Annotated in this window: 25 protein-coding genes; 12 read left to right on the top strand and 13 right to left on the bottom strand. The window is 70.8% G+C overall.

Annotated features, from left to right (window positions below):
* Positions 1–86 precede the first annotated feature (86 nt).
* Together LXT12_RS15870 and trpE are read right to left on the bottom strand one after the other, a co-directional pair.
* Positions 87–668 carry an anthranilate synthase component II gene (locus tag LXT12_RS15870; RefSeq protein ID WP_233393172.1) on the bottom strand — a complete coding sequence of 194 codons (582 nt, stop codon included), beginning with the start codon at positions 666–668 and terminating at the stop codon, positions 87–89.
* Positions 669–2,156, bottom strand: coding sequence for an anthranilate synthase component I (gene trpE, locus LXT12_RS15875; protein ID WP_233393173.1), 1,488 nt, complete (start codon positions 2,154–2,156; stop codon positions 669–671).
* 372 nt (positions 2,157–2,528) lie between these two features.
* Between trpE and LXT12_RS15880 the strand changes: the two genes are divergently transcribed.
* Positions 2,529–3,131, top strand: coding sequence for a chalcone isomerase family protein (locus LXT12_RS15880; RefSeq protein WP_233393174.1), 603 nt, complete (start codon positions 2,529–2,531; stop codon positions 3,129–3,131).
* Here LXT12_RS15880 and gph read toward each other — a convergent pair.
* Positions 3,109–3,771: a phosphoglycolate phosphatase gene (gene gph, locus LXT12_RS15885; RefSeq protein ID WP_233393175.1), complete on the bottom strand. Its 663-nt coding sequence runs from the start codon at positions 3,769–3,771 to the stop codon at positions 3,109–3,111. The two genes, LXT12_RS15880 and gph, sit on opposite strands and share 23 nt — an antisense overlap.
* A complete protein-coding gene (gene alaC, locus LXT12_RS15890; protein ID WP_233393176.1) occupies positions 3,768–4,991 on the bottom strand; it encodes an alanine transaminase in 1,224 nt (407 codons plus the stop codon). The genes gph and alaC overlap by 4 nt, the downstream gene beginning before the upstream one ends.
* Positions 4,992–5,100: 109 nt before the next feature.
* Here alaC and LXT12_RS15895 point away from each other — a divergent pair, with 109 nt between their 5' ends.
* The 4 genes from LXT12_RS15895 to LXT12_RS15910 all read left to right on the top strand — a co-directional run bounded on the left by LXT12_RS15895 (position 5,101) and on the right by LXT12_RS15910 (position 11,415).
* A complete protein-coding gene (locus tag LXT12_RS15895) occupies positions 5,101–6,009 on the top strand; it encodes a carbohydrate kinase family protein (protein WP_233393177.1) in 909 nt (302 codons plus the stop codon).
* Between the two features lie 8 nt (positions 6,010–6,017).
* A complete protein-coding gene (locus LXT12_RS15900; RefSeq protein WP_233393178.1) occupies positions 6,018–6,926 on the top strand; it encodes a pseudouridine-5'-phosphate glycosidase in 909 nt (302 codons plus the stop codon).
* A 119-nt stretch (positions 6,927–7,045) separates the two neighbouring features.
* Positions 7,046–8,323 carry an efflux RND transporter periplasmic adaptor subunit gene (locus LXT12_RS15905; RefSeq protein ID WP_233393179.1) on the top strand — a complete coding sequence of 426 codons (1,278 nt, stop codon included), beginning with the start codon at positions 7,046–7,048 and terminating at the stop codon, positions 8,321–8,323.
* Positions 8,320–11,415 carry an efflux RND transporter permease subunit gene (locus tag LXT12_RS15910; RefSeq protein WP_233393180.1) on the top strand — a complete coding sequence of 1,032 codons (3,096 nt, stop codon included), beginning with the start codon at positions 8,320–8,322 and terminating at the stop codon, positions 11,413–11,415. Before LXT12_RS15905 ends, LXT12_RS15910 begins: the two co-directional genes overlap by 4 nt.
* On the opposite strand, the gene LXT12_RS15915 is transcribed toward LXT12_RS15910, so the two are convergent.
* The 4 genes from LXT12_RS15915 to LXT12_RS15930 form a co-directional block, all read right to left on the bottom strand.
* A complete protein-coding gene (locus tag LXT12_RS15915; protein ID WP_233393181.1) occupies positions 11,416–11,889 on the bottom strand; it encodes a low molecular weight protein-tyrosine-phosphatase in 474 nt (157 codons plus the stop codon).
* A gap of 110 nt (positions 11,890–11,999) precedes the next feature.
* Positions 12,000–12,704: a ribulose-phosphate 3-epimerase gene (rpe, locus tag LXT12_RS15920; RefSeq protein ID WP_233393182.1), complete on the bottom strand. Its 705-nt coding sequence runs from the start codon at positions 12,702–12,704 to the stop codon at positions 12,000–12,002.
* Positions 12,705–12,715: 11 nt separating this feature from the next.
* Positions 12,716–13,330: a DNA-3-methyladenine glycosylase I gene (locus LXT12_RS15925; protein WP_233393183.1), complete on the bottom strand. Its 615-nt coding sequence runs from the start codon at positions 13,328–13,330 to the stop codon at positions 12,716–12,718.
* The gene (locus LXT12_RS15930) at positions 13,327–14,073 is read right to left on the bottom strand and encodes a substrate-binding periplasmic protein (RefSeq protein WP_233393184.1); all 747 of its coding nucleotides are present in this window, start codon (positions 14,071–14,073) and stop codon (positions 13,327–13,329) included. Before LXT12_RS15930 ends, LXT12_RS15925 begins: the two co-directional genes overlap by 4 nt.
* 62 nt (positions 14,074–14,135) lie before the next feature.
* On the opposite strand from LXT12_RS15930, the gene apaG reads away from it, so the two are divergent.
* The 3 genes from apaG to mltA all read left to right on the top strand — a co-directional run bounded on the left by apaG (position 14,136) and on the right by mltA (position 17,885).
* Positions 14,136–14,510 carry a Co2+/Mg2+ efflux protein ApaG gene (gene apaG / locus LXT12_RS15935; RefSeq protein WP_233393185.1) on the top strand — a complete coding sequence of 125 codons (375 nt, stop codon included), beginning with the start codon at positions 14,136–14,138 and terminating at the stop codon, positions 14,508–14,510.
* Positions 14,511–14,675: 165 nt separating this feature from the next.
* Entirely contained in the window at positions 14,676–16,646 is a 1,971-nt protein-coding gene (locus LXT12_RS15940; protein WP_233393186.1) for a site-specific recombinase, read from the top strand.
* A gap of 141 nt (positions 16,647–16,787) precedes the next feature.
* On the top strand, positions 16,788–17,885 hold the full coding sequence (mltA, locus tag LXT12_RS15945; RefSeq protein ID WP_233393187.1) for a murein transglycosylase A: 1,098 nt from the start codon (positions 16,788–16,790) through the stop codon (positions 17,883–17,885).
* Here the strand turns inward: mltA and LXT12_RS15950 are convergent.
* The gene (locus LXT12_RS15950; protein ID WP_233393188.1) at positions 17,869–18,150 is read right to left on the bottom strand and encodes a DUF427 domain-containing protein; all 282 of its coding nucleotides are present in this window, start codon (positions 18,148–18,150) and stop codon (positions 17,869–17,871) included. The two genes, mltA and LXT12_RS15950, sit on opposite strands and share 17 nt — an antisense overlap.
* A 27-nt stretch (positions 18,151–18,177) precedes the next feature.
* On the opposite strand from LXT12_RS15950, the gene LXT12_RS15955 reads away from it, so the two are divergent.
* The 3 genes from LXT12_RS15955 to LXT12_RS15965 are packed head-to-tail and all read left to right on the top strand — an operon-like array spanning position 18,178 to position 19,310.
* On the top strand, positions 18,178–18,435 hold the full coding sequence (locus tag LXT12_RS15955; protein WP_233393189.1) for a hypothetical protein: 258 nt from the start codon (positions 18,178–18,180) through the stop codon (positions 18,433–18,435).
* 5 nt (positions 18,436–18,440) lie between these two features.
* A complete protein-coding gene (locus tag LXT12_RS15960) occupies positions 18,441–19,085 on the top strand; it encodes a glutathione S-transferase family protein (RefSeq protein ID WP_233393190.1) in 645 nt (214 codons plus the stop codon).
* Between the two features lie 3 nt (positions 19,086–19,088).
* On the top strand, positions 19,089–19,310 hold the full coding sequence (locus LXT12_RS15965; protein ID WP_233393191.1) for a DUF7661 family protein: 222 nt from the start codon (positions 19,089–19,091) through the stop codon (positions 19,308–19,310).
* Between the two features lie 42 nt (positions 19,311–19,352).
* On the opposite strand, the gene LXT12_RS15970 is transcribed toward LXT12_RS15965, so the two are convergent.
* The 4 genes from LXT12_RS15970 to LXT12_RS15985 form a co-directional block, all read right to left on the bottom strand.
* Positions 19,353–21,053: an NAD(P)/FAD-dependent oxidoreductase gene (locus tag LXT12_RS15970; protein WP_233393192.1), complete on the bottom strand. Its 1,701-nt coding sequence runs from the start codon at positions 21,051–21,053 to the stop codon at positions 19,353–19,355.
* A gap of 88 nt (positions 21,054–21,141) precedes the next feature.
* On the bottom strand, positions 21,142–21,306 hold the full coding sequence (locus LXT12_RS15975; RefSeq protein WP_233393193.1) for a hypothetical protein: 165 nt from the start codon (positions 21,304–21,306) through the stop codon (positions 21,142–21,144).
* Positions 21,307–21,369: 63 nt separating this feature from the next.
* Complete coding sequence (locus LXT12_RS15980) at positions 21,370–23,490, bottom strand: putative bifunctional diguanylate cyclase/phosphodiesterase (RefSeq protein WP_233393194.1); 2,121 nt, start codon at positions 23,488–23,490, stop codon at positions 21,370–21,372.
* Between the two features lie 25 nt (positions 23,491–23,515).
* The gene (locus tag LXT12_RS15985) at positions 23,516–23,887 is read right to left on the bottom strand and encodes a methylglyoxal synthase (protein ID WP_233393195.1); all 372 of its coding nucleotides are present in this window, start codon (positions 23,885–23,887) and stop codon (positions 23,516–23,518) included.
* Positions 23,888–24,098: 211 nt separating this feature from the next.
* Here LXT12_RS15985 and LXT12_RS15990 point away from each other — a divergent pair, with 211 nt between their 5' ends.
* Complete coding sequence (locus LXT12_RS15990; protein ID WP_233393196.1) at positions 24,099–24,920, top strand: isocitrate lyase/PEP mutase family protein; 822 nt, start codon at positions 24,099–24,101, stop codon at positions 24,918–24,920.
* Positions 24,921–24,976 lie beyond the last annotated feature (56 nt).

A 24,976-nucleotide genomic window follows, 5' to 3' on the forward strand; every position in this document is an offset into this window, starting at 1 on the left:
ACAGGCGCGCGGGGCGAGCGCCGTCCCCTCGGGGGACCGACTGGGCTTGCCGGCGTCCAGCCGGCGCAAGACCGGGCGAGGGGCTGTCATTTCAATTCCAGGAAGTTGCGCAGCATCGCGTGGCCATGTTCGCTGAGGATGGACTCCGGGTGGAACTGCACGCCTTCCATGGGCGTGGCGGTGCCGGCCAGCTCGCGGTGGCGCACGCCCATGATCTCGCCGTCGTCGCTGCGCGAGGTGATCTCCAGCACCGCCGGGCAGCTCGCCTCCTCGATGACGAGGGAGTGGTAGCGGATGACGGAGAAGTCCTTGGGCAGGCCGGTGTAGACGCCGCGCTGGTCGGTGGTGAGGGTGCTGGCCTTGCCGTGCATCTGGCGCTGCGCGCGGATGATCTTGCCGCCCAGGGCCTGGCCCATGGACTGATGGCCCAGGCAGACGCCCAGCAGCGGCTTCCTGCCGAGGAAATGCTGGATGGCCTCCACGCAGACCCCCGCCTCGTTGGGCGTGCAGGGGCCGGGCGAGAAGACGATGTGGTCGGGGTCGAGCGCGGCCATCTCGGCGACCGTGATCTCGTCGTTGCGCGCCACCTTCACGTCGGCGCCCAGTTCACCGAAGTACTGGACGAGGTTGAAGGTGAAGCTGTCGTAGTTGTCGATCATCAACAGCATTTAGAAACCCTCCTCGACGAGTTCGGCGGCGCGGAGCAGGGCGCGTGCTTTTGCCTCGGTCTCCTGCCACTCCAGCTCGGGTACCGAATCCGCCACGACGCCCGCCGCCGCCTGCACGTAGAGCATGCCGTTCTTGATGATGCCGGTGCGGATGGCGATGGCCAGGTCCATGTCGCCGGCGAAGCTCAGGTAGCCGCAGGCGCCGCCGTAGATGCCGCGCTGCACGGGCTCGAGCTCGTCGATCAGCTCCATGGCCCTGACCTTGGGCGCGCCGGTCAGCGTGCCGGCGGGGAAGGTCGCCTTGAGCACGTCGAGCTGGCCGACCTCGGGGCGCAGCACGCCCTCGACGTTGCTGACGATGTGCATGACGTGGGAGTAGCGCTCGACGACGAAGGCCTGGGTCACCTTGACGCTGCCGGTGCGGGCGATGCGGCCGATGTCGTTGCGGGCCAGGTCGATCAGCATCAGGTGCTCGGCGCGCTCCTTGGGGTCGGCCTGCAGCTCGGCCTCGAGTTCGAGGTCGCGCTCCACCGTCGAGCCGCGCGGGCGGGTGCCGGCCAGCGGGCGGATGGTGACCTTGCGGCTGCCGTCGCCGGAATGCTCCTCGCGCACGAGGATCTCGGGGCTGGCGCCGACGATCTGGAAGTCCCCCAGGTCGTAGAAGTACATGTAGGGACTGGGGTTGAGCGCCCGCAGGGCCCGGTACAGCGCGATGGGCTCGGCCTTGTAGGGCTTGGACAGGCGCTGGCCCACCTGCACCTGCATCAGGTCGCCGGCGGCGATGTAGTCCTTGGCCTTCTGCACGGCGGCCAGGTAGTCGGCCTTGGCGAAGCCGCGGGTGACCGGGTGGGACTCGCTGCGGCTGACGCGCGGCACGCTGACGGAGTAGGTCAGCTTGTCGCGCAGCTGCGAGAGCCGCTTGGTGGCGCGAAAGTAGGCCTCAGGCTGGCGCGGGTCAGCCCAGACGATGAGGTAGAGGCGCCCGGAGAGGTTGTCGATGACGGCGACCTCCTCCGACAGCAGCAGCACGATGTCGGGCGTGTCCAGGCCTTCGCCGGGGTGACGGTGGGCCAGCTTCTTCTCGATGGCGCGCACCGCCTCGTAGCCGAAGTAGCCGGCCAGGCCGCCGCAGAAGCGCGGCAGGCCGGCGGGGATCTTGGGCTTGATGCGATCCTGGTAGGCGGCGATGAAGTCGAGGGGGTTGCCCTCGTGGGTCTCGACCGTGGCGCCGTCGGTCACCACCTCGCAGTGGTTGCCGGTGGCGCGGATCAGCGTGCGCGCGGGCAGGCCGATGAAGGAGTAGCGCCCGAAGCGCTCGCCGCCGACGACCGACTCCAGCAGGAAGCTGTTGCGGCAGGGGCCGGAGCCCGCGCAGAGCTTGAGGTAGAGGGACAGCGGGGTTTCGAGGTCCGCAAACGCCTCGGCGATGAGGGGGATGCGGTTGTAGCCTTCGGCGGCCAGGCTCTGGAATTCGAGTTCGGTGATCATGTCATGGGCCCACCCCCTACGCGCTGCGCGCGCCCCCTCAAGGGGGCGACAGCATTGGCCCGGCAAAGCCGGATCCGCGCTGTCTGCTGGAAGGTGATGCCAGCCTGCGGCGGCATCGGCGCGTCTCGAGTGGGAGAACGTTCAAACAAGAGTCTTGGGCATGGCTGAAAGCCTACATGGCCCAGGACGACGGGGCATCAATCGGCAGTGAAGCAGCGACGCCAGGGCCAGGCTCCCCGGTCGCTCGACCCCGTGATGTACTTGCGCGTGATGAACATGTCCGGGCCAGTGTAGCAGCGGCCTCCCGCGCTTGTCGGGCCATACTTCGGTTCACGAAGATGCCGCCATCGCGGCAGGACAACGGAGCGAGACATGCGCGCATATATCGTCGCGGCCCTCCTGGCCGTGGGCAGTTTGGGGGGAGAAGCGGCCTGGGCCCAGGCCGTCGAGGTGGCCAACGTGAAGTACGAGCCCACGCTCGACCTGGCCGGGCAGAAGCTGGTGCTCAACGGCGCCGGCGTGCGCTACAAGTTCGTGGTCAAGGTCTACACGGCCGGCCTGTACCTGACCCACAAGGCCGGCACCACGGCCGAGGTGCTGGCCGCGCCCGGACCCAAGCGCATCCACATCCAGATGCTGCGCGACATCGACGGCAACGAGCTGGGCAAGCTCTTCACCAAGGGCATGGAGGCCAACGCGCCGCGCGAGGAGTTCGTCAAGTGCATCAACGGCGTGCTCAAGCTCAGCGAGGTTTTCGCCAGCCGCAAGCAGCTCAACAGCGGTGACAACTTCTCGGTCGACTACGTCCCCGGCGTGGGCTCCACGCTGCTGCTCAACGGCAAGACCATCATGACCGACCCCATCAAGGAGCCCGAGTTCTTCACCGCCCTGCTGCGCATCTGGCTGGGCGACAAGCCCGCGGACGACAGCCTCAAGGACGCCCTGCTCGGCATCAAGCGCGAACGCAGGCGCTGATCTCGTCGAGCCGGTCCAGGTGGCGCAGGGCCGGCACGGCGCGGATGTCCTCGCCGTGGTTGTAGCCGTAGGTCACCAGCACCACCGGGCAGCCGGCCGCGCGCGCGGCCTCGGCATCGTTGCGTGAGTCGCCAATCATCCACGTCGACGCCGGCCGCTGTCCGAGGGCCTCGCAGGTCTTGAGCAGGGGCAGCGGGTCGGGCTTCTTGCGCGGGAAGTCGTCGCCACCGAAGACGTGGCTGAAGTAGCCGTCCAGCCCCTTGCGCCTGAGCAGCTCGCGCGCCGGAGCGGCCGGCTTGTTGGTCAGCACCGCCAGCGGCCGGCCGGTGGCGCGCAGCAGCTCCAGCCCCTCGACGACGCCCGGGTAGACCGCCGCATGGGCGCCGTTGACCGCCGCGTAATGCTCCTGGTAGAGCGCCCAGGCGTGGTCGAACAGGCCCGGCTTGGCGCCCACGTGGGCGAGGGTCTGGCGCACGAGGTTCTCGCCGCCGCGGCCGATGGTGCGCTCGACGAAGCCCCGGTCGACGCCGGGCAGCCCGAGGTCCGCCAGCGTCAGGCCCAGCACGGCGACGAAGTCGCCCAGCGTGTCCACCAGAGTGCCGTCGAGGTCGAGGATGAAGGCCAGGGGCTTCGTCGTCATGCCTTGAGCACCCCGTCCGCCTTGAACATCGCCTTGATGCCCCGCACCGCCTGGCGGATGCGCGACTCGTTCTCGATCAGGGCGAAACGCACGTGGCCGTCGCCGTGGTCGCCGAAGCCGATGCCCGGCGACACGCAGACCTTGGCCTTGTCGAGCAACTGGCGGGCGAACTCCAGCGAGCCCAGCGCACGGTAGGGTTCGGGGATGGGGGCCCAGATGTACATGCTGGCCCTGGGGCAGTCGACGGCCCAGCCCGCCTCGGTGAGGCCCTTGTAGAGCACGTCGCGGCGGCGCTGGTAGCTGGCGGCGATGTCCTTCACGCACTGCTGGTCGCCCTCGAGCGCGGCGATGGCGGCCACCTGCAGCGGCGTGAAGGTGCCGTAGTCGTGATAGCTCTTGATGCGCGCCAGGGCCGCGACGAGGTCGGCGTTGCCCACCATGAAGCCGACGCGCCAGCCGGCCATGTTGTAGCTCTTGCTGAGGGTGAAGAACTCCACCGCCACCTCCTTGGCGCCGGGCACCTGCATGATGGACGGGGCCACGTAGCCGTCGTAGACGATGTCGGCATAGGCCAGGTCGTGCACGACGAGGATGTCGTGCTTCTTGGCCAGGGCCACGACGCGCTCGAAAAAGGCCAGGTCCACGCACTGCGCCGTCGGGTTGGACGGGAAGCCGAAGACCATCATCTTGGGCTTGGGGTAGCTGCCGCGGATGGTCTTCTCCAGCTCGGCGAAGAAGTCCACCTCGCTGGAGACCGGGATGGCGCGGATGTCGGCGCCGGCGATGACGGCGCCGTAGATGTGGATGGGGTAGCTCGGGTCGGGCACCAGCACGGTGTCGCCGCGGTCCAGCGTGGCGAGCATCAGGTGGGCGAGGCCCTCCTTGGAGCCGATGGTGACGATGGCCTCGGCGTCGGGGTTGATGTCGACACCGTAGCGGCGCTGATACCAGTGCGAGATGGCGCGGCGCAGCCGCGGGATGCCCTTGCTGGCCGAATAGCCGTGGGTGTCGGGCCGCTGGGCCACCTCGCAGAGCTTGGCGACGATGTGCGCCGGGGTGGCCCCGTCGGGGTTGCCCATGCTCATGTCGATGATGTCCTCGCCACGCCGGCGGGCCGCGAGCTTGAGCTCGGCCGTGATGTTGAAGACGTAGGGCGGGAGGCGGTCGATGCGTGCGAAGCGGCGCTTGCTGCCGGAGGCAGAGCCGGAAGAAGAGGTCATGGCAGTGTCACGTGAGCGCCCGGAACCGTCCGAGCGACGTGGGCGGCATGGCGCCGCACCGCTGCGGACTCTAACGCAAGGCCGCCACGGGGCTTCCTAGAATCGCGCGATGAACACCCCTGCCGCCCCCATCGTCTGCATCGGCGGCCTCAACATCGACCGCAAGCTGCGCCTGCTGGCGCGTGCCCTGCCGGCTTCGTCCAACCCCTGCGAATCGCACGAGACGCCCGGCGGCGTGGTGCGCAACGTCGCCGAGAACCTCGCGCGCCTGGGCCTGCCCGTCGCGCTCGTGGCGGCCGTGGGCGACGACGCGGGCGGGCGCATGCTGCTCGAGCAGGCCGCCCAGGTCGGCATCGACACCCGCGCCGTCATCCGCCTGCGCCGCCACGCCAGCGACAGCTACACCGCCGTGCTGGCGCCCGACGGCAGCCTCGAGCTGGGCCTGGCGGCCATGCCGCTGGTCGAGACCCTCAACCCCTGGGCGCTCGAGGCGAGCAAGGCGTTGCGCGCGGGCGCCGCCCTGGTCGTCGCCGACGGCAACCTGCCGACCGACGCCTGGCCGCTGCTGCTCGCCGAGGCGCGCGACGGCGGCGCGCCGCTGGTGTGCGTGGCCGTGTCCGAGGCCAAGATGGAGCGCCTGCCGGATCGCCTGGACGGCCTGCACCTGCTCATCCTCAATGCCGGCGAGCTGTCCACCGTGGCGGCCGAGCCGGCCGCGGCCTTCGCGGCCCTGCATGCGCGCGGCGTGGCCCGCGTGCTGGTGTCGGAAGGTGCCCGCGGCCTGCTGCTGAGCGAGCCGGGCCGCGAACCCCGCCATTGGCCGGCGCCCGAGGTGGACGTCGTCGACGTGACCGGCGCGGGTGACGCGCTCTCGGCCGGCATCTGCGCCGCCCTGCTGCGCGACCGCGATGACTTCGGCGCCGCCGCCCGGCTGGGCCTGGACCTCGCCGCCCTGACGCTGCAGACCGAGGACAGCGTCCATCCCGACCTCGACCCGAGTTTCCTCAAAGAACGATGAGCCCCCCGATGCATGAACTGATCCAACTCTCGCCCGAAGTGGCCGCCGCCCGCGCCGAAGGCCGGCCCGTCGTCGCGCTGGAGTCCACCATCATTGCCCACGGCATGCCCTGGCCGCAGAACCTGGAGACGGCCCGCGAGGTCGAGGCCGTCGTCCGCGCCGAGGGCGCCGTGCCGGCCACCATCGCCGTCATTGGCGGACGCATCCGCGTGGGCCTCGCCGACGCCGAACTGCAACAGCTGGCGCAGGCGCCCGACGCCATGAAGCTCAGCCGCCGCGACCTGCCGTATGCCGTCGCCACCGGGCGCCTCGGCGCGACGACGGTGGCCGCCACGATGATCTGCGCCCACCTGGCCGGCATCGAGGTCTTCGTGACGGGCGGCATCGGCGGCGTGCACCGCGGCGGCGCCGAGAGCTTCGACATCTCGGCCGACCTGCAGGAGTTGGCGCGCACGCCGGTGACGGTGGTCTGCGCGGGCGCCAAGTCCATCCTCGACCTCGCGCTGACGCTGGAGTACCTGGAGACCCACGGCGTGCCGGTGCTCAGCATCGGGCAAGACAACTTCGCCGCCTTCTTCACGCCCGACAGCGGCCTGAAGGCCGACTTCCGCATGGACGCGCCGGACGAACAGGCCCGCTTCATCCGCGCCAAGTGGGCGCTGGGCCTGGAGGGCGGCGTGGTCGTCAGCAACCCGGTGCCCGCCGCCCAGGCCATGCCGCGCGAGGAGATCGACGCCATCACCGCCCAGGCCCTGGCCGAGGCTCAGGCGCAGGGCGTGCAGGGCAAGGCCATCACCCCCTTCCTGCTCGCGCGCATCAAGGCGCTGACGGGCGGGCGCAGCCTGGCCACCAACATCGCCCTGGTCAAGCACAACGCCGTGGCCGGCGCGCGGCTGGCGTGCGCACTGTCGAGTTAGGCCGCCCACTCCGAACCTCGGGTGAACAGACCCTGAACGGCCCCGCCGCATTGGATGCCGTCAGCAACCATCGAGCAAAGGAGGGCGGTTAAGCTGGACTGTTTTTCGCGTCAATCCCCATGACTTCCGGCAGATCCAGCCTCATGCGCGCCACCTCGACCGCTCCCTTCCCCGCCCTGACGCTGCTGCCGGCCCTGCTGTTGACGGCGACCCTCGCCGCCTGCGGGCGCAAGGCCGACGTCGCGGCGCCCGGGGCCGCGGCGCCCGCCGGTGCCGCGAGCGCGGTGGCCCAGACGGTGGGTGTCGTGCCGGTGGTGCAGGCGGACGTGCCCATCACCGTCGAGGCCAGCGGCACCGTCACCGCCCTGCAGAGCGTGGACCTGCGGGCCCAGACGACGAGCACCGTGGCGCAGGTGCTGGTCAAGGACGGCCAGTCGGTGAAGAGGGGCGAGCTGCTGTTCCGCTTCGACGACCGTGCCGACCGCGCCGCGCTGGAGAAGGCGCGTGCCCAGCTCGCGCGCGACCGCGCCTCGGCCGCCGACCTGGAGCGCCAGCTCAAGCGTGCCCGCGAGCTGGTCGCCCAGAACTTCATCGCCCAGAGCGCGGTCGACACCGCCCAGGCCAACCTCGACGCCGCCCTGGGCCTGCTGCGCAGCGACGAGGCCGCCGTGCAGGCCGCCCAGGTGACCCTGGGCTACAACGCGCTGCGCGCGCCCATCAGCGGCCGTGCCGGCATCGTCAGCGTCTTCCCCGGCAGCCTGGTGCAGGCCAGCGCCACCGCCGCGCCCCTGGTCAACATCGCCCAGCTCGACCCCATCAGCATCGCCTTCAGCCTGCCCGAGACCCAGCTCGGCGCGCTGCTGGACGCCACGCGCGCCGGGCCGCTGGCGGTCGAGGCCCTGGCGGCCAGCCCGGCGTCGGCCGGCCTGCCCCGCGCCGCCGCCGCGAAGGGCCGCGTCACCGTCGTGGACAACCTCGTCGACACGGCCACGGGCACCATCAAGGTCAAGGCCGAGTTCGACAACAAGGCCCAGGCGCTGTGGCCCGGGCAGTACGTGCGCGTGCGCATGACGCTGCGCACCCTCAAGGGCGCGACCGTCATCCCGCAGGTGGCCGTCATCCTGCGCGGCAACGAGCGCTTCGTCTACGTGGTGGCGCCCGACGACACGGCCCGGCTGGTGCCGGTGCAGGTGCGCGCGGGCATGGGCGAGCAGGCCGTCGTCGAAGGCCTCCAGCCCGGCCAGCAGGTCGTCGTGGACGGCAAGCAGAACCTGCGCCCGGGCACGCCGGTGCGGCTGCAGGCGCCGGTGGTGAAGCCGGGCGGCATCGCCGCATCGGCGGCTTCCGTCGCGGGGGCGCAGTCCGCTTCGGAGGCGGCGCCCGGAGCGTCCCGATGAGGTGGGCGGAGCTCTTCATCCGCAGGCCGGTGATGACCGTCCTGCTGAACATCTCGCTGGTGATCGCGGGCCTGGCGGCCTGGAGCCGCATCCCGGTGGCGGCCCTGCCGTCCTACAACACGCCCATCATCAACGTGCAGGCGGTGCTGCCCGGGGCCGCGCCCGACACCATGGCGTCGTCGGTCGCGCTGCCGCTGGAGAAGCAGTTCTCCACCATCGCCGGCCTGCAGACGATCTCCTCCGTCAACACCCTGGGCAACACCTCGCTGACGCTGGAGTTCGATCCGTCGCGCAACATCGACGCCGCGGCCGTGGACGTGCAGGCTGCGCTGTTCCGCGCCCTGCGCGCCCTGCCGGCCGAGATGACGACGCCGCCGAGCTACCGCAAGGTCAACCCGGCCGACGCGCCGGTGCTGCTGGTGGCGCTGACCTCGCCGTCCATCAACCTCTCCGAACTGAACGACTACGCGGAGAATCTGCTGTCGCCGGGCCTGTCCACCATCGACGGCGTGGCCCAGGTGATGATCTTCGGCCAGAAGCGCTTCGCGGTGCGGGTCAAGGTCAGGAACGAGCTGCTCAACCAGCGCAACATCACGCTGGAGGAGCTGCAGGGCGCCATCCGCCTGGCCAATGCCAACACGCCCGTCGGCGTGCTGGACGGCAGCCGCCAGACCCTCACCATCCAGGCCAACAAGCAGCTCAAGAGCGCCGCCGAGTTCGGCAACATCGTCATCGCCGCCCGCAACGGTGCGCCCGTCTACCTGCGCGACGTGGCCGACGTGCAGGACAGCTTCGAGACCGTCAAGAGCTTCGGCAGCTTCCAGGGCGAGCGCTCCATCGTGCTGGCCATCCAGCGCCAGCCCGACGCCAACACTGTCAAGGTGGTCGACGCGGTCAAGGCCATGCTGCCGCGCTTCGCGGCGCAGATGCCGGCCTCCATCAAGATGGACACGCTCAACGACCGGTCGGTGTCCATCCGCGAGTCCCTGCACGACGTCTACTTCACCCTCGCCCTGACCGTCGTGCTGGTGGTGATGGTCATCTTCATCTTCCTGCGCCGCGCCGTGGCGACGCTGATCCCGACGCTGTCCCTGCCCATCTCGCTGATCGGCGCGCTGACCCTGCTGTTCGCCCTCGGCTATTCGCTGGACAACATCTCGCTGCTGGGCATCACGCTGGCCGTGGGCCTGGTGGTGGACGACGCCATCGTCATGCTGGAGAACATCCACCGCCACATCGAGGACGGCATGGCCCCCTTCGACGCCGCCATCCGCGGCGCGCGCGAGATGGCCTTCACCATCATGTCGATCTCGATCTCGCTGGTGGCGGTGCTGATCCCGATCTTCTTCATGCCCGGCGTCATCGGCCTGCTCTTCCACGAGTTCGCCGTCGTGGTGTCGCTGTCCATCCTCGTCTCGGCGGTGGTTTCTCTGACCCTCGTGCCCATGCTGTGCAGCCGGCTGCTCAAGCATCACGAGGCGCACGAGGAAGGCTGGCTGGGCCGCCATTTCGAGCGCGCCTTCGATGCCGTGCTGGGCCTGTATACGCGCACGCTGGACCTGGCGCTGCGCCACCGCGGCTGGGTCATCGGCATGGCAGTCGTGAGCTTCGCGGCGACGGTGTGGTTCTACATCGCCATCCCCAAGGGCTTCTTCCCCGAGGAGGACATCGGCCAGATCCGCGGCAGCACCGAGGCGTCGGAGGACATCTCCTTCACGGCCATGACGCTGCTGCAGGAGAAGGTCGCGGCCATCGTGCAGAACGACCCCAACGTGGCCAGCGTCTCGGCCGGCATCGGCGGCGGGGGCAACGCGACCAACACGGGCCGCCTCTTCATCAACCTCAAGCCCCGCAAGGACCGCCAGGCCATGCCGCAGGTGCTGGAAGGCCTGCGCAAGAAGCTGCGCGCCGTGCCTGGCATCGCTGTCTACCTCAGCCCGGTGCAGAACCTGCAGCTCGGCGGCCGGCAGAGCAAGAGTCGCTACCAGTACACGCTGCAGTCGGTGTCGGCCGGCGAGCTGAACTCCTGGTCGGTGAAGCTGCAGGACAAGCTGCGTGCCGACGAGCGCTTCCGCGACGTCACCAGCGACTCGCAGCTGCGCGGCCTGCAGGCCAACCTCGTCATCGATCGCGAGCGCGCCGCCGTGCTGGGCGTGCAGATGGGCGACCTGCGCAACGCCCTCTACGACGCCTTCGGCGAGCGCCAGGTCTCCAGCATCTATGCCGAGAGCAACACCTACCAGGTCATCATGGAGGCCAGCGACCCCGACCGCGCGAGCGAGGACGCCTTCGACAAGATCTACCTGCGCGGACGCAACAACGCGCAGGTGCCGCTGAGCGCCTTCGCCACGGTGCAGCGCGGCCTGGGGCCGACGGCCGTCAACCACCAGGGCCAGCTGCAGGCCATCACCATCAGCTTCAACCTGGCGCCCGGCGTGCCGCTGGGCGATGCCACCGGCGCGCTGGAGGCCTATGGCCGCGAGATCCATCTGCCGGCCAGCGTCATCACGAGCTACGGCGGCGACGCGGCGGTGTTCCGCGACTCGCAGGGTGGCCAGCTGCTGCTCATCGGTCTGGCGCTGGCGGTCATCTACGTGCTGCTGGGCGTGCTCTACGAGAGCTACATCCACCCCATCACCATCCTCGCCGGCCTGCCCTCGGCGGCCGTGGGCGCGCTGATCACGCTGCAACTCGCGGGCATGGAGCTGACCATCATCGCCACCATCGGCATCGTCATGCTGATCGGCATCGTCAAGAAGAACGCGATCATGATGATCGACTTCGCCCTCGACGCCCAGCGCAACCAGGGCCTCGCGCCGGCCGAGGCCATCCGCGAGGCCTGCGTGCTGCGCTTCCGGCCCATCATGATGACGACGCTGGCCGCGCTGATGGGGGCCCTGCCCATCGCCCTGGGCCTGGGCGCGGGCGCCGAGCTGCGCCAGCCCCTGGGCCTGGCGGTGGTGGGGGGCCTGGTGCTGTCCCAGGCCGTGACGCTCTACGTCACGCCGGTCATCTACCTGGCGCTGGACCGCTTCAGCGGCACCGGGCCGGACACGCGCGAGGTCGCCAGCTTCGCCAGCAAGGCGGCCTGATCAGCCCAGCCTGAGCCGGCCCTCGCGGCTCTCGGTGAGCAGCCGCTGGGCCGCGCGCTCCAGCATGCCGATGACGGCGTCGAAGCCCTGGGCCGGTCCGAAGTAGGGGTCGGGGATGTCCTGGCCGGCCAGCTCCGGCACGAAGTCGGTCAGCAGCAGGATGCGGGCGTGGTGCTCGGGGGCGGCCTTGCTGCGCAGAGCCTCCACGTGATCGGCCTCCATCGCCAGCACGAGGTCGTACTGGCCGAGCTGCTCGGGCTCGATGCGGCGCGAGCGCCATTTGCGGTCGAGGCTGTAGTTGTGCCGGCCGAGGGCGGCGGCGGCACGGGCGTCGACCGGGCCGCCGCGCGGGTCGGCATGCACGCCGGCCGAGGCGATGGTCTTGAACACCTCGCCCAGCTTCGCCTTGAAGATGGCCTCGGCCATGGGCGAACGGCAGATGTTGGCGGTGCAGACGAGCAGGACGGCGGCCATGTCAGTGAAGTGCTGAGCGAAGAAATGCAACCACAGAGGCACAGAGGCACAGAGGCGGTTCATCTCTGTGCTTGCTCTGTGCCTCTGTGCCTCTGTGGTCGTATTGCATTTCAGGCCTTTGCCAGCTCGCTACGCATCGCGTCGACGACGGCCTTGTAGTCGGGCTTGCCGAAGATGGCCGAGCCGGCCACGAAGGTGTCGGCGCCGGCTGCGGCGATCTCACGGATGTTGTCGACCTTGACGCCGCCGTCGATCTCCAGGCGGATGTCACGGCCCGTCTCGCGCTGATGAGCCTGGATGATCTCGCGCGCCTTGCGCAGCTTCTTCAGCGCCGAGGGGATGAAGCTCTGGCCGCCGAAGCCGGGGTTGACGCTCATCAGCAGCACCATGTCCACCTTGTCGATGACCCACTCCAGCACGTCCAGCGGCGTGGCCGGGTTGAACACCAGCCCGGCCTGCCTGCCCTCGGCCTTGATCAGCTGCAGCGTGCGGTCGACGTGGGCGCTGGCCTCGGGATGGAAGGTCACCATGTCGGCGCCCGCGCGGCAGAAGGCCTGGGCCAGGCTGTCCACGGGCTGCACCATCAGGTGCACGTCGATGACGGCGGGGCTGCCGTCGGGCTTCACCGCATGCTTGCGCAGCGCCTCGCAGACCATGGGGCCGAAGGTCAGGTTGGGCACGTAATGGTTGTCCATCACGTCGAAGTGGATCCAGTCGGCGCCGGCGGCGAGCACGTTGCGGACCTCCTCGCCCAGGCGGGCGAAATCGGCGGACAGGAGGCTGGGGGCGATGCGGTAGTCGGGTGCGGCGGCCATGGCCGCGCATTCTAGGAGTTGGGGCGGCGGAAGGCCTCCCGCGCCTTCTGGGCCTCGGCCCAGTGGTGGCAGCCGGGCTGGTGGTCGTTGATCAGGCCCATGGCCTGCATCAGCGCATGCATGGTGGTGGGCCCGACGAACTTCCAGCCGCGCTTCTTCAGGTCCTTGGACAGGGCCTCGGAGGGCGCCGACTGCGACAGGTTGTGGGCCACCGAGTTCTTGGGCGGTTCGAAGCGCCAGAGATAGGCGGCGAGCGAGCCCTCCTGGGCCACCAACTCGACGCAGCGGCCGGCGTTGTGGATGGCCGCCTCGATCTTGCCGCGGTGGCGCACGATGCCGGAGTCGGCCAGCAGCCGCGCCACGTCGGCCTCGCCGAAGGCGGCGACCTTGTGGAAGTCGAAGCCCGCGAAGGCCGCGCGGAAGGCCTCGCGCTTGTTGAGGATGGTGCGCCACGACAACCCGCTCTGGAAGCCCTCGAGGCAGAGCTTCTCGAAGAGCCGGAAGTCGTCGGCCACCGGCCGGCCCCATTCTTCGTCGTGGTAGCGCAGGTAGAGCACATCGCCAGCGGCGGCGGCGCACCAAGCACAGCGCGGCCGGCCGTCGGGGGGCAGGTACAGGGGCTTCATCGGTATTTCTCGGCGAGTTGACGCAGCGTGCCGTCGCGCTCCAGCTTGCGCAGGGCCAGGGTCAGCCGCTCTTCGGTGGCGACCGGCAGGTCCGCGCGCAGCGCGACGTACTGGGATTCTTCATGGAAGACGGTGCGGCCCAGCCTGAGCTTGTCGGCCAGTGGGCCGTCGGTGATGTAGCGGGCCAGGCTGATGTCCTGCCCGTAGACCGCGTCGGCGCGGCCCAGCGCCAGCATCTGCAGGGCTTCGCGCTCGGAACCGACCTCGGCGATGGCGACGTCCGCGGTCGCCAGGCGCCGGGCCAGCACCGTGCCACGCGTCACCAGCACCGGCTTGTGCTGGCTCAGGGCCGCCAGTTCGGCGAGGCTTTCGACGCGGCGGGAGTCGTCGGCACGCTGGGCGATGACGTGCCGGATGGCATAGAGCGGCACGGAGGCATAACGCCACTGTTTCTCGCGGTCGGGCGAGCGCAGCAGGCAGAAGAAGGCGTCGACCAGGCCGTCGGCCAGCAGGCGCTCCACGCGCTTGAGCGGTACCTGCTGCTCCAGCCCGGAGAAGCGCAGTCCGGGATCGGCGCGCTCGACGGCCCGCAGGATCTCCAGGCACAGCCCCGGCCGCGCCGTGGCACCGTCGGGGTCGTACTTGATCAGCGAGCCGCTCTGTTGAACTGTTCGCAGCACCAGCTCCTGGGCCGGCGCCGCCAGGCTCAGCAGCGCGGCAGGCAGCCAGAGCCAGCGCAGCAATTAGGATCACGCTTCCCGAGGAACATGCGCCCAGCATAGCGTTCGGGCCCGAGAATCCACCGATGGCGAACCCCCGATTCAGCTGCAGCGTCGCAGTCCAGTCCCTCCCCGAGCAGACCCATCTCGAGCAGGGGCTCTACGCGTACAGCTACACGATCACGATCGAGAACACCGGCGACGTGCTGTCCCAACTCGTCGGCCGGCACTGGGAGATCACCGACGCCCGCGGGCAGGTGCAGGTCGTCGACGGCCTGGCCGTCGTCGGCCACCAGCCGGTGCTGGCGCCGGGGCAGCGCTTCCAGTACAGCTCCTGGGCCCAGATCGGCACGCCCCAGGGCACCATGCGCGGGCGCTTCCTGTGCGTGACCGAGGGCTGCGAGGTCTTCTACGCCGAGGTCGCCGAATTCCTGCTCGCCGACAGCGCCAGCTTGCATTGAAGCCCCTCGCCCAACCTCGCATCGCTGAACGCGAGCGAGTCTGGTCGGTCCCCCGGGGGGACGGCGATGCTTGCGGCGTTGAGCCGCAAGCACATCGCCAGCGCGGGCCGGCTCGGGGGCGGCCCAGCGCTCGGCCCGCAATGCGCAGCATCATGGACCACTGAATTGACGAAACGGAACTGGGACCTCACGGCGCTGCTGAACGCCGCCGACCCGCAGGCGGCGCTCGCCGAGCGCAACCTGTGGCTGGTGCGGCTGCTCGAGTGGCTCAGGCATGCGCCGCGCGACGACGGCCTGCCGGCGACGCCCAGGCCGCTGGTGAGGCTCAAGCACCTGCTCAACGTGCTGGAGCGCCACCCCGAGCATGCCCGCGCCTTCGCCGCCGTCATCGCCGGCGTCTGGAACGACGTGGACGCCGTGGCGCTGTTCGCGGAGGTCGGCTTCGCACCCCGCATGGCGCTGTGGCACGAATTCCTGGCGCGGCTGCGGCGCCGCCTGCTGCCCGCCACGGCCGACACGCGCGACCTCGCCGCCCTGTTCGAGCTGCTCTTCGGCGACGAGGCCGATGAGGACTGGATCGCCGCCATCGACGACGAACTGCTCGGCCGCCTGGGCCTGCTCTTCGCCGCCGCCCCCGACGGCGGTTGGCGCATGGAGATGCAGGCGGCCCTGACCGTGCTGGTCAGCAGCGTGCATGCGGCGGGCCTGGCCGGGCCGCTGCGCGTGCGCATGGACGAGCTGCTGCTGCAGGACCGGCCTTTCCACCAACTGCCCTCGGCCTGGGAGGCGGTCGAGCGGGCGCTGCAGCAGCGCGAGGGCGACGTGCTGGCGCCCACCTTGCAATACCTGCGCGCCCTGCTGGACCGCTGCCGCGCCGCCGCGCTGACCGTGCCGGAGCACCTCGAGGCGCACGGCGTGTCGGTCGACCTGATGTTCTCGGTGGAGCAGCTCACGGCGCGCCTGGACCGCATCGAGGCCCTGCTGGCCTGCCTGGTGTCGCCCGAGCCGCAGCGCGAGCTGCTGCGCCTGGTGGCCGGCCTCGTGCGCGTCGTGCACGAGCGGCGCAGCCTGCGGACGCTGTTCGCGCGGCATTACTCGCTGCTTGCGCGCAAGGTGGCCGAACGCAGCGCCGAGACCGGCGAGCACTACATCACCCGCAACCGCGCCGAATACCGCGACATGCTGGCGCGTGCGGCCGGCGGCGGCGCCGTGCTGGCCGGCACCACCCTGTTCAAGTTCTTCATCGGACTGCTCGGGTTCACCGCCTTCTGGGGCGGCTTCTGGGCCGGCGTCAACTACGCCATCAGCTTCGTCTGCATCCACCTGCTGCACTGGACGGTGGCCACCAAGCAGCCCGCCATGACGGCGCCGGCCATGGCCCACCGGCTGCTGCACATCGAGCGCGAGGACGGCGTCCAGGGCTTCGTCGACGAGGTGGCCCATCTCGTGCGCTCGCAGGTGGCCGGGGTCATCGGCAACCTCGCCGTCGTGGCGCCGGTCGTCCTGGCCGTGCAGCTGCTGTGCCGCCTGGCCTTCGGGGCGCCGCCGGTGGGCGAGCCGCAGGCCCGCTACGTGCTGCACTCCCTCGGCCTCTTCGGCCCCTCGCTGCTCTTCGCCGCCTTCACCGGCACGCTGCTGTTCGCCTCCAGCCTCATCGCCGGCTGGGTGGAGAACTGGTTCGTCTTCCACCGCCTGGACAGCGCCATCGCCTGGAACCCCCGCATCGTGGCCTGGCTGGGCCAGGGTCGGGCGCAGCGCTGGTCGCGCTGGTGGCGGGCCAACATCTCCGGCCTGGCGGCCAACACCAGCCTGGGGCTGATGCTGGGCCTGGTGCCGGCGCTTTTCAGCTTCTTCGGCCTGCCCGTCGAGGTGCGCCACGTGACGCTGTCGACCGGGCAACTGGCCGCCGCGGTCGGTGCGCTCGGTTTCGGCGTCATGGCCACGTGGGACTTCTGGTCCTGCGTGATCTGCATCGCCGGCATCGGCATGCTCAACGTCGGCGTCAGCTTCCTGTGCGCCTTCAAGGTCGCGCTGCGCTCGCGGGGCATCCGCCTGGCCGACCGCCGCCGCGTCTACGCGGCCATCCGCGCGCGGCTGCGGCATGAGCCCTTGAGTTTCCTGGTGCCGCCGAAATGAAGCCCCTCGTCCAAGGAGTCGCTGCGGGATGATCAGTCGTCCGGTTGCCGCTCGCCCTTCTTGCGGCCGGCGAACATGGTCCACCAGATGATGAAGACGAAGATCAGCAGCGCGCCGAGGGCTTCGAGCAGGAGGAGCAGCATGGGAGGGTGGGCGCGTGGGGTGCTGGCCGCGATTCTAGGAAGCCTGGCCGCCTGCTCCTCGCCGCCGCCCCTGGCGCCGCCGTCGAGCGCACCCGCCCCGCGGCCCGCGGCGCGCTGGGTCGCCGTGGACTGGAAGGAGCTGCCCGGCTGGGGCGGCGACGACCTCCTCGCGGCCTGGCCGGCGCTTCTGGCCAGCTGCCAGCGGCCGGCGCCGGCCTGGGCCGAGTTCTGCGCCCGCGCCGCGCTGCAGCCGCCGGCCGACGCCCTGGAGGCCACGCTGCTGTTGATGAAGCACCTGCGGCCCTGGCGCATCGCCGGCGACGGCGGCGACCCGACCGGCCTGCTGACCGGCTATTTCGAGCCCCAGCTCGCCGCCAGCCGCAGCCGCCAGGGCGCCTTCCAGTGGCCGCTGCACGCCCTGCCCGCCGACCCGGCCCTGCGCCGCACGCCGCGCCGCGACATCGACGGCAACCCGCGTTTCGCCGCCCTGGAGCTGGCCTACGTGGACGACCCCTTCGGCCTGCTGCAGCTGCAGGTGCAGGGGTCGGGGCGCCTCGTCATGCGCGACGCCGCCGGCGCCGAACGCGTGATCCGCGTCGCCTTCGCCGGCCACAACGACCAGCCCTTCCAGTCGGTCACCCGCGCGCTGCTGGACCGCGGCGAGGTGGCCGACGCCACGCCGCGCAGCCTGGGCGACTGGGCGCGCCGCAATCCGTCCCGGGTCAAGGAGGCCATGGCCGTCAACCCGCGCGTCGTCTTTTTCCGCGAGGAGCCTCTGCCGGACCCGGGCCTCGGCCCGCGCGGCGCCCAGGGCGTGCCGCTGACGCCCGGCCGCTCCGTCGCCGTCGACCGCGACGCGATCGCGCTGGGCACGCCGCTGTGGCTGGACAGCACCGAGCCCTGGTCGCCCGGTGCGCCGCCCGCTCCGCTCAGGCGGCTCGTCATGGCCCAGGACACCGGCAGCGCCATCACCGGCGCCGTGAGGGCCGACCTTTTCTGGGGCTGGGGCGAGGAGGCCGCGCTGCGCGCCGCCCGCACCCGGCAGCCGCTGCGGATGTGGGCGCTCTGGCCCGAGGGGTCTACTCCGAAACCTTGACGCCCTTCCAGAACGCGTAGCGGCCCTTGATCTCGGCCGCGGCCGGCAGCGGGTCGGGGTAGTACCAGACCGCGTCCGGGTTCATCTCGCCATTGATGAGCAGGCTCAAGTACTTGGCCTCGCCCTTCCAGGGGCAGCGGCTCACGTGGTTGCTGAAGGTCGTGTACTGGCGGTTGAGCGACTCGGGCGGGAAGTAGTGGTTGCCTTCGACGACGACGGTGTCGTCGCTCTCGGCGATGGTCACGCCATTCCAAACGGCTTTCATGGACGGTCTCCTGGGAAAATCGGGCCGATGCGACGCTACCACTCCCACCTCGGCCGCGACATCGTCCTCACCGGCGGCAGCGCCCGCGACCTCGAACCGGGCCAGTTCGGCGTGCTGGCCATCGACGGCGGCGCGGGCGGCTGGTCGGTGGTGCACAAGGGACCGGGGGGCGACGTGGTCGACCTCAACAACGAGATGCATTTCGAAACGCCTGAAGAGGCCCTGGCTTTCGCCAAGGAACTGGTCGAAATGCTGGTCAACCCGGGCGATGGCCCGTCATACTGACCGCGATGCAGACACATGCCCACCTCACGCTCTACGGCGCCCAGGCCTCGGGCTCGGTGGCCGTCGAGGCGGCGCTCACGCTGCTGGGCCTGCCCTACCACCTGATCGAAGGCGCCACCTGGGCCGAGGAGGCCGCGCGCGACCGCGTCGCGACGAGCAACCCGATGCGCCAGATCCCGACGCTGGTCATGCCCGACGGCGAGGTCATGACCGAGAGCGCGGCCATCCTCATCTATCTCGCCGACCTCGACCCCGCCGCCACGCTGGCGCCCGCGCCGAGCGACCCGCGGCGGCGGCAGTTCCTGCGCTGGATGCTCTACGTCTCGTCGGCCATCTATTCGCTGCACTGGATCAAGCCCGATGTGAAGCGCATCGGCGCGCCCGAGAGCTGCCGCGATGCCGTGGTCGAGGCGGTGCACGAGCGCATCGCCTTCTGCTGGGCCAACATGGACAGCCAGCTCGCGCCGGGCGACTACCTGCTCGGCGACGAGCTGACGGTGCTGGACCTCTACGTCGCCGTGGTCTCGCGCTTCGGCCCCTGGCGCGAACGCTTCCATGAGGTGGCGCCCAAGATGACGCCGGCCGTGCGCCGCGTCGACGCCGAGCCGCGCCTGGCGGCACTGTGGCGTGACCGCTTCCCGGAGGAGTAGGCCTTGATTTCCGAACGCTTCCACATCCTGGGCGGCCTGTTCGACATCGAACGCACGGGGGGCCACTGGTCGGTGCTGGCCGTGGGCCACGACGGCCAGCGCTCGCCGGCGCATTTCGCCATTCCCGAGTTCGTCGCCGACGACGAGCTGGAGCAGTACCTGCGACAGCTCTTCGAGGACGAAGCCGCAGGCAACCCCGGCGGCATCGTCCGGGTGCAACGGTAGTCCACTGCGCCGGGGGTGTCATTTCCCCAACGCAGCGGACTACTAGACCTGCCCGCCCGCCTTCGCGCCCTTGCCCTGTAGCACCGGTGCATCCGGCAGGCCGAGCAGGTCGGCGGCCAGGGCCTCGGCGACCTCGATGCCGTCGACGCCGGCGCTCATGATGCCGCCGGCATAACCGGCGCCTTCACCGGCAGGAAAGAGGCCGCGCACGTTGACGCTCTGGTAGTCGCGGCCGCGGTTGATGCGCAGGGGCGAGGAGGTGCGGGTCTCGACCCCGGTGAGCACGGCGTCGGGCCGGTCGAAGCCGCGGATCTGCCGCGCGAAGGCGGGCAGGGCCTCGCGGATGGCCTCCAGGCAGTAGGCCGGCAGCGAGCCGCGGCCCTTTTCCTGCAGGTTGGTCAGCGTGACGCCCGGCTTGTAGCTGGGCATCACGTCGCCGAACTCACGGCTGACCTGGCGCTTGACGAAGTCACCGACGAGGCTGCCGGGCGCCAGGTAGCCGCCGCCGCCGAGCTCGTAGGCGCGGCTCTCCCACACGCGCTGGAAGGCCATGCCGTCCAGCGGGTTCACCGGGCTGCCGTCGCGCTTGCCGTCCTGGCGGTAGTCCTCGGGCATCAGGCCGACGACGATGCCGGCGTTGGCATTGCGCTCGTTGCGCGAGTACTGGCTCATGCCGTTGGTGACCACGCGCTCGGGCTCGCTGGTGGCCGCCACCACGGTGCCGCCCGGGCACATGCAGAAGCTGTAGACCGAACGGCCGTTCTTCGCGTGGTGGACGAGCTTGTAGTCGGCGGCGCCGAGGATCTTGTTGCCGGCGTTCGGCCCGAAGCGCGCGGCGTCGATGAGGGACTGTGGATGCTCGATGCGGTAGCCGATGGAGAAGGGCTTGGCCTCCATCTGCACGCCGCGCTCGTGCAGCATCTTGAAGGTGTCGCGGGCGCTGTGGCCCAGGGCGATGACCACGTGGGTGGCGGCGATCTGCTCGCCGGACTCCAGCGTCAGCCCGCGCACGGCGCCGTCCTCGATGTGCAGGTCGGTCACCTTCTGCTGGAAGCGGATCTCGCCGCCCAGGCGCTCGATCTCGGCCCGCATCTTGATGATCATGCTGACCAGGCGGAAGGTGCCGATGTGGGGCTTGCTGACGTAGAGGATCTCCTCCGGCGCGCCGGCCTTGACGAACTCGGTCAGCACCTTGCGGGTGAGGTGGCGGGGGTCGGAGATCTGGCTGTAGAGCTTGCCGTCGGAGAAGGTGCCGGCGCCGCCCTCGCCGAACTGCACGTTGCTTTCGGGGTTCAGGCGCTGCTCGCGCCACAGGCCCCAGGTGTCCTGGGTGCGCTCGCGCACCGCCTTGCCGCGCTCCAGCACCAGGGGGCGCAGGCCCATCTGCGCCAGGATGAGGGCGGCGAACAGGCCGCAGGGCCCGAAGCCGACGACGACGGGCCGCGGGCCGGCGTGCTCGCCGACCTGGGCGAGGAAGTGGTAGCCCGTGTCGGGCGTGGGGCGCACCTGGTGGTCGCCGGCGAAGCGGGCCAGCACGGCGGCCTCGTCGACGCCGTCGGCCAGGGCGCAGTCCAGCGTGTAGACGAGCTGGATGTCGCTCTTCTTGCGGGCGTCGTAGCCACGGCGGAAGACGTGCAGGGCGGCCAGTTCGGCGTCGGCCAGCTTCAGGCGGGCCAGCACGGCCGGGCGCAGCGCGTCCTCGGCGTGGTTCAGCGGCAGGCGGAGTTCGGTGATGCGGATCATGGCGTTTGGTCAGTGTCGAGCCGACAAAAACAAACAGGCCCGTGAGGGCCTGTGCGTGGGGTGAACCGTCAGGCGGTCGGCCTGTCGATCAGCCCGAATGCGGGCGCTTGCCCGGGTTCTTCTTGGAGCGGGTGTGCGAGCCGCGCTCCAGGCTGCGCATCTGGCCCTTGCCGGCCGTGAAGGTGACGCCCTTGGGGGCGGCGGGACGGGGGGAGGCGCGGCGATCCGCTTCGGTGACGATCTTGTTGCCCATGAGTGGCTCCGTTGAAACGCTTAAAGCCCGCTGACAGGGGCGATACAGGAAAGGTTGGGGATTTTAGCGGGCTTCGGCGGTGGCGCTGCCGCGCCAGCTCTCGAAGTCGCGCAAGTCCATCGGCCGCGCCAGCAGATAGCCCTGGACGAGGTCGCAGCCGCAGGCCCGCACGCAGGCCAGCTCGGCCTCGTTCTCGACGCCCTCGGCGGTGACCGTCAGGCCCAGGCCCTGGCCCACGCCGACGATGGACTTCAGCAGGGCCTGGCGGCGTGGGTCGCGGTCCACGTCCTGCACGAAGCTGCGGTCGATCTTGAGTTCGTCCACCGGCAGGTGCTGCAGGTAGGCCAGCGACGATTGCCCGGTGCCGAAGTCGTCGATGGCCAGGCGCACGCCCCAGGCCTTGAGCGCGTTGAGCACCGCGATGGGGTCGGCGCCGCTGGCCATCAGGCCGGTCTCGGTCACCTCCAGCTGCAGCTGGGCGGGATCGACGCGGTATTCGGACAGCAGGGCCGCGAGGCGGGCCGGCAGGGTCTGGTCCTGGATGTCGAGCGTGGAGATGTTGACGGCGATGGTCAGCGGCTCCTGGCCCTGGGCCTCCCACTCGGCCAGGGTCCGCACCGCGCGGGCCAGCATCCAGTCGGTGATCTGGCGGATGCGTCCGCTGCGCTCGGCGAAGGGGATGAAGTCGCCCGGCGGCAGCCAGCCGCGCTGCGGGTGCTGCCAGCGCACGAGGGCCTCGGCGCCGGTGATGCGGCCGGTCTTCAGGCAGCGCTTGGGCTGCAGGAACTGGCGCAGCTGGTCCTGCTGGATGGCGGCGGCCAGGTCGGAAAGCAGGCTCAGGTGCAGGGCCCGGGCGGCCTCGGCGCCGGGGTTGTAGACGGCCACGGCCTGGCGCAGCCGCTTGGCTTCGAACATGGCCTGCTCGGCGCGGCGCAGCAGGGTCTCGGTGTCGGGCGCGTGCTCGGGCCAGTGCGCGACGCCGAGGGACACGGAGAGGTCCAGCGACTGGCCCTGCCAGGACAGCTTGTGCTCGACCTCTTCGCGCAATTGGGCCGCCAGGGCCGCGCCGTGGTCCAGGCGCAGCACCGGCGCCAGCGCGGCGAAGGTGCCGCCGGCCAGGCGCCCGTAGGCCGCCACGCCTTCGAACAGCGTCTGCAGCTTGGCCGCGGCGCCGCGCAGCAGGGCGTCGCCCGCCTCGAAGCCGAGCACGCCGTTGACGGCCTTGAGCCGGTCCACGTCGATGCAGATCAGCACCGCCAGCCGTTCCCGCTCGGGCAGGCTGGCAAGCAGCCGGTCGCCGTCGGCGATGAAGCGGGCGCGCTGGGGCAGGCCGGTCAGCAGATCCACGTCGGCCAGGCGGCGCAGTTCGGCCTCGCGCTCGCCGACGGCGGCGGCCATGGTGTTCATGGCGGCGGCCATGTGGCCGACCTCGTCGGCCGAATCGACGGCGATGCGGTGGCCGTACTCGCCGCGGGCGATCAGCTCGGCGCCGTCCTCAGCGCGCTTGAGGGGGTTGATGATGGAGCGCGTGACGCCCACCGCGAGCAGGGCGCCGGCCACCAGGGCGCCGATGCACAAGGCCAGCACGCCGGTGCGGTCGGCGTCGATCTGGTCGCGCAGCTCGCGGGCCTTGGCGGTGCCGGCCCGCTCCTCGCTGGCGGCGAGCTGGTGGATGGCGCCGACGAAGAGGGACAGGGCCGACTCGGTGTCGCCGCCCAGCAGGGCGCGCGCGGCCTGGAAGTCGTCGCGCTCGATGAGGTCGCGCACCGCCACGTAGCTGGCGCGGTAGTCGGCCAGGCGCTGGCGCACCTCTTCCAGCCGTTCGCTGCGCGGGCCTGGCGGCAGCACCAGGGCCAGGCGCTGCATGGCGTCGTCCAGGCGCGCGTTGGACGAGGAGATCTCGGGGTAGGCCGCCACGCGCAGCTCGCCGTCGGGGCTCATCAGCACCAGCAGCTTGCGGGCGGCAGCCTCGGCGTTGCGGTTGATCTCGTTGACCGAATCGCGGATGGCGGCCTGCTCGTCGACGATGCGGTTCAGGGCCTCGGACAGGCCGGTCAGCCGTACCACCGACAGCGCCGCCAGGCCCAGCAGCAACAGCAGCAGCAGGCCGAAGGCCAGGCCCAGCCGCGTGCGGATGCGCAGGCGCCGGGACAGCCTGGCCAGCGGCCTGGCCGGTGCCGTCATGCCGGCATCCCTGGGACGGAGGGCGTCATGAACCGGCGCTCCAGCGTCCAAGCAGCAGCCGGGCAGTGGCCACATTGGTGGCGCAGGGCACGTCGTGCACGTCGCAGGCGCGCACCAGGGCGTTGATGTCGGGCTCGTGGGGTTGGGGCGTCATGGGGTCGCGCAGGAAGATGACGCCGTCGAGCTCGCCGACGGCCAGCCGCGCCCCGATCTGCAGGTCGCCCCCCAGCGGGCCGCTGAGCATGCGCTCGATGGTGAGGCCATGGGCCTCGGCCAGGCGCGCGCCCGTCGTACCCGTGGCGACCAGCTGGCAGCGGCGCAGCAGCGGCAGGAACTCCGCGGCGAGGGTGATCATGGCGTCCTTGCGGCCATCGTGGGCGATCAATGCGAGCTTCATGTCTGAGCGGGGCCGTGGGTCTGAAAGGGATTGACGTTACACGCAAGGCGAAGGCCCGGGCGCGCAAGACTTGGCACATTGCCACGCTCGGCGCCCCGGCGTAGGACTTGTTACCAGGATGTACCCGGCGCGCCGGCCTGGCCGGCTGCTGCCAGATCCTGGCAGCGGCCCGCGGCAGCATGCCGCCTTCAAGAACCCTTGCCGCACCGCCATGAACTTCCGCCAGCTCCACCGGGGCCCGCAGCTCCTGAAGATCGCCAACGTCTGGGACGCCGGCAGCGCCGTCCTGGTCCAGGCCCTGGGCGCGCCGGCCCTGGCCACCACCAGCGCCGGGCTGGCCTGGGCCCTGGGCTATGCGGACGGCAACCACATGCCCATCGAGGAGCACGCGGCGGCCGTCCGGCGCATCGCCCGGGTGGCCCGCGTCCCGGTCAGCGTCGACAGCGAGGCAGGCTACAGCGATGACCCGGCGACGGCAGCAGGCCACGTCATGCGCCTCGTCGAGGCCGGTGCCGCGGGCATCAACCTGGAAGACGGTGCCGGCCCGGCGGCGCTGCTGTGCCGCAAGGTCGAGGCCATCAAGGCCGCGGCAGCCCGTGCGGGGGTGGACGTCTTCGTCAATGCCCGCTGCGACGTCTGGCTCAAGCGCCTGGCGCCGGGGCGCGAGGTGGAGGAGACGCTGGCGCGGGCCCGCGACTACGCCGCAGCCGGGGCCGATGGCCTGTTCGCGGCTGGCGCCACGGTCGAGGCGGACATTGCCGCCCTGGTGGCCGGCCAGCCGCTGCCGTTGAACGTGATGGCGCGGCCGGCGATGCCGGGGCTCGAAGCGCTGCAGCGCCTGGGCGTGCGCCGCCTGAGCGCCGGCAGCGCCATCGCCGAGGCGGCCTGGGGACGCGCCCGGCGGGCTGCGGAAGGCTTCCTCGCCGAGGGCGCCTGCGAGGCGCTGTTCGAGGGCGCGGCGCCGTATCCGGAGATCAACAACGCCTTGGGCGCAGCCTCTCAGTTGGCCATGGGGCTGCACACCACCAGCTGATGAAACGAGGTATTTGCGGGCCGAGCGCTGGGCCGCCCCCGAGCCGGCCCGCGCTG

It is taken from the genome of Pelomonas caseinilytica, from assembly GCF_021353235.1.
GTDB classification, from domain to species: Bacteria; Pseudomonadota; Gammaproteobacteria; order Burkholderiales; family Burkholderiaceae_C; genus Pelomonas; species Pelomonas caseinilytica.

Excerpts from the sequence above, each read along its gene's own strand:
- LXT12_RS15870 (WP_233393172.1), bottom strand. The coding sequence starts at position 668 with ATGCTGTTGATGATCGACAACTACGACAGCTTCACCTTCAACCTCGTC.
- trpE (WP_233393173.1), bottom strand. The coding sequence starts at position 2,156 with ATGATCACCGAACTCGAATTCCAGAGCCTGGCCGCCGAAGGCTACAAC.
- LXT12_RS15880 (WP_233393174.1), top strand. The coding sequence starts at position 2,529 with ATGCGCGCATATATCGTCGCGGCCCTCCTGGCCGTGGGCAGTTTGGGG.
- gph (WP_233393175.1), bottom strand. The coding sequence starts at position 3,771 with ATGACGACGAAGCCCCTGGCCTTCATCCTCGACCTCGACGGCACTCTG.
- alaC (WP_233393176.1), bottom strand. The coding sequence starts at position 4,991 with ATGACCTCTTCTTCCGGCTCTGCCTCCGGCAGCAAGCGCCGCTTCGCA.
- LXT12_RS15895 (WP_233393177.1), top strand. The coding sequence starts at position 5,101 with ATGAACACCCCTGCCGCCCCCATCGTCTGCATCGGCGGCCTCAACATC.
- LXT12_RS15900 (WP_233393178.1), top strand. The coding sequence starts at position 6,018 with ATGCATGAACTGATCCAACTCTCGCCCGAAGTGGCCGCCGCCCGCGCC.
- LXT12_RS15905 (WP_233393179.1), top strand. The coding sequence starts at position 7,046 with ATGACTTCCGGCAGATCCAGCCTCATGCGCGCCACCTCGACCGCTCCC.
- LXT12_RS15910 (WP_233393180.1), top strand. The coding sequence starts at position 8,320 with ATGAGGTGGGCGGAGCTCTTCATCCGCAGGCCGGTGATGACCGTCCTG.
- LXT12_RS15915 (WP_233393181.1), bottom strand. The coding sequence starts at position 11,889 with ATGGCCGCCGTCCTGCTCGTCTGCACCGCCAACATCTGCCGTTCGCCC.
- rpe (WP_233393182.1), bottom strand. The coding sequence starts at position 12,704 with ATGGCCGCCGCACCCGACTACCGCATCGCCCCCAGCCTCCTGTCCGCC.
- LXT12_RS15925 (WP_233393183.1), bottom strand. The coding sequence starts at position 13,330 with ATGAAGCCCCTGTACCTGCCCCCCGACGGCCGGCCGCGCTGTGCTTGG.
- apaG (WP_233393185.1), top strand. The coding sequence starts at position 14,136 with ATGGCGAACCCCCGATTCAGCTGCAGCGTCGCAGTCCAGTCCCTCCCC.
- mltA (WP_233393187.1), top strand. The coding sequence starts at position 16,788 with ATGGGAGGGTGGGCGCGTGGGGTGCTGGCCGCGATTCTAGGAAGCCTG.
- LXT12_RS15950 (WP_233393188.1), bottom strand. The coding sequence starts at position 18,150 with ATGAAAGCCGTTTGGAATGGCGTGACCATCGCCGAGAGCGACGACACC.
- LXT12_RS15955 (WP_233393189.1), top strand. The coding sequence starts at position 18,178 with ATGCGACGCTACCACTCCCACCTCGGCCGCGACATCGTCCTCACCGGC.
- LXT12_RS15960 (WP_233393190.1), top strand. The coding sequence starts at position 18,441 with ATGCAGACACATGCCCACCTCACGCTCTACGGCGCCCAGGCCTCGGGC.
- LXT12_RS15970 (WP_233393192.1), bottom strand. The coding sequence starts at position 21,053 with ATGATCCGCATCACCGAACTCCGCCTGCCGCTGAACCACGCCGAGGAC.
- LXT12_RS15975 (WP_233393193.1), bottom strand. The coding sequence starts at position 21,306 with ATGGGCAACAAGATCGTCACCGAAGCGGATCGCCGCGCCTCCCCCCGT.
- LXT12_RS15980 (WP_233393194.1), bottom strand. The coding sequence starts at position 23,490 with ATGACGGCACCGGCCAGGCCGCTGGCCAGGCTGTCCCGGCGCCTGCGC.
- LXT12_RS15985 (WP_233393195.1), bottom strand. The coding sequence starts at position 23,887 with ATGAAGCTCGCATTGATCGCCCACGATGGCCGCAAGGACGCCATGATC.
- LXT12_RS15990 (WP_233393196.1), top strand. The coding sequence starts at position 24,099 with ATGAACTTCCGCCAGCTCCACCGGGGCCCGCAGCTCCTGAAGATCGCC.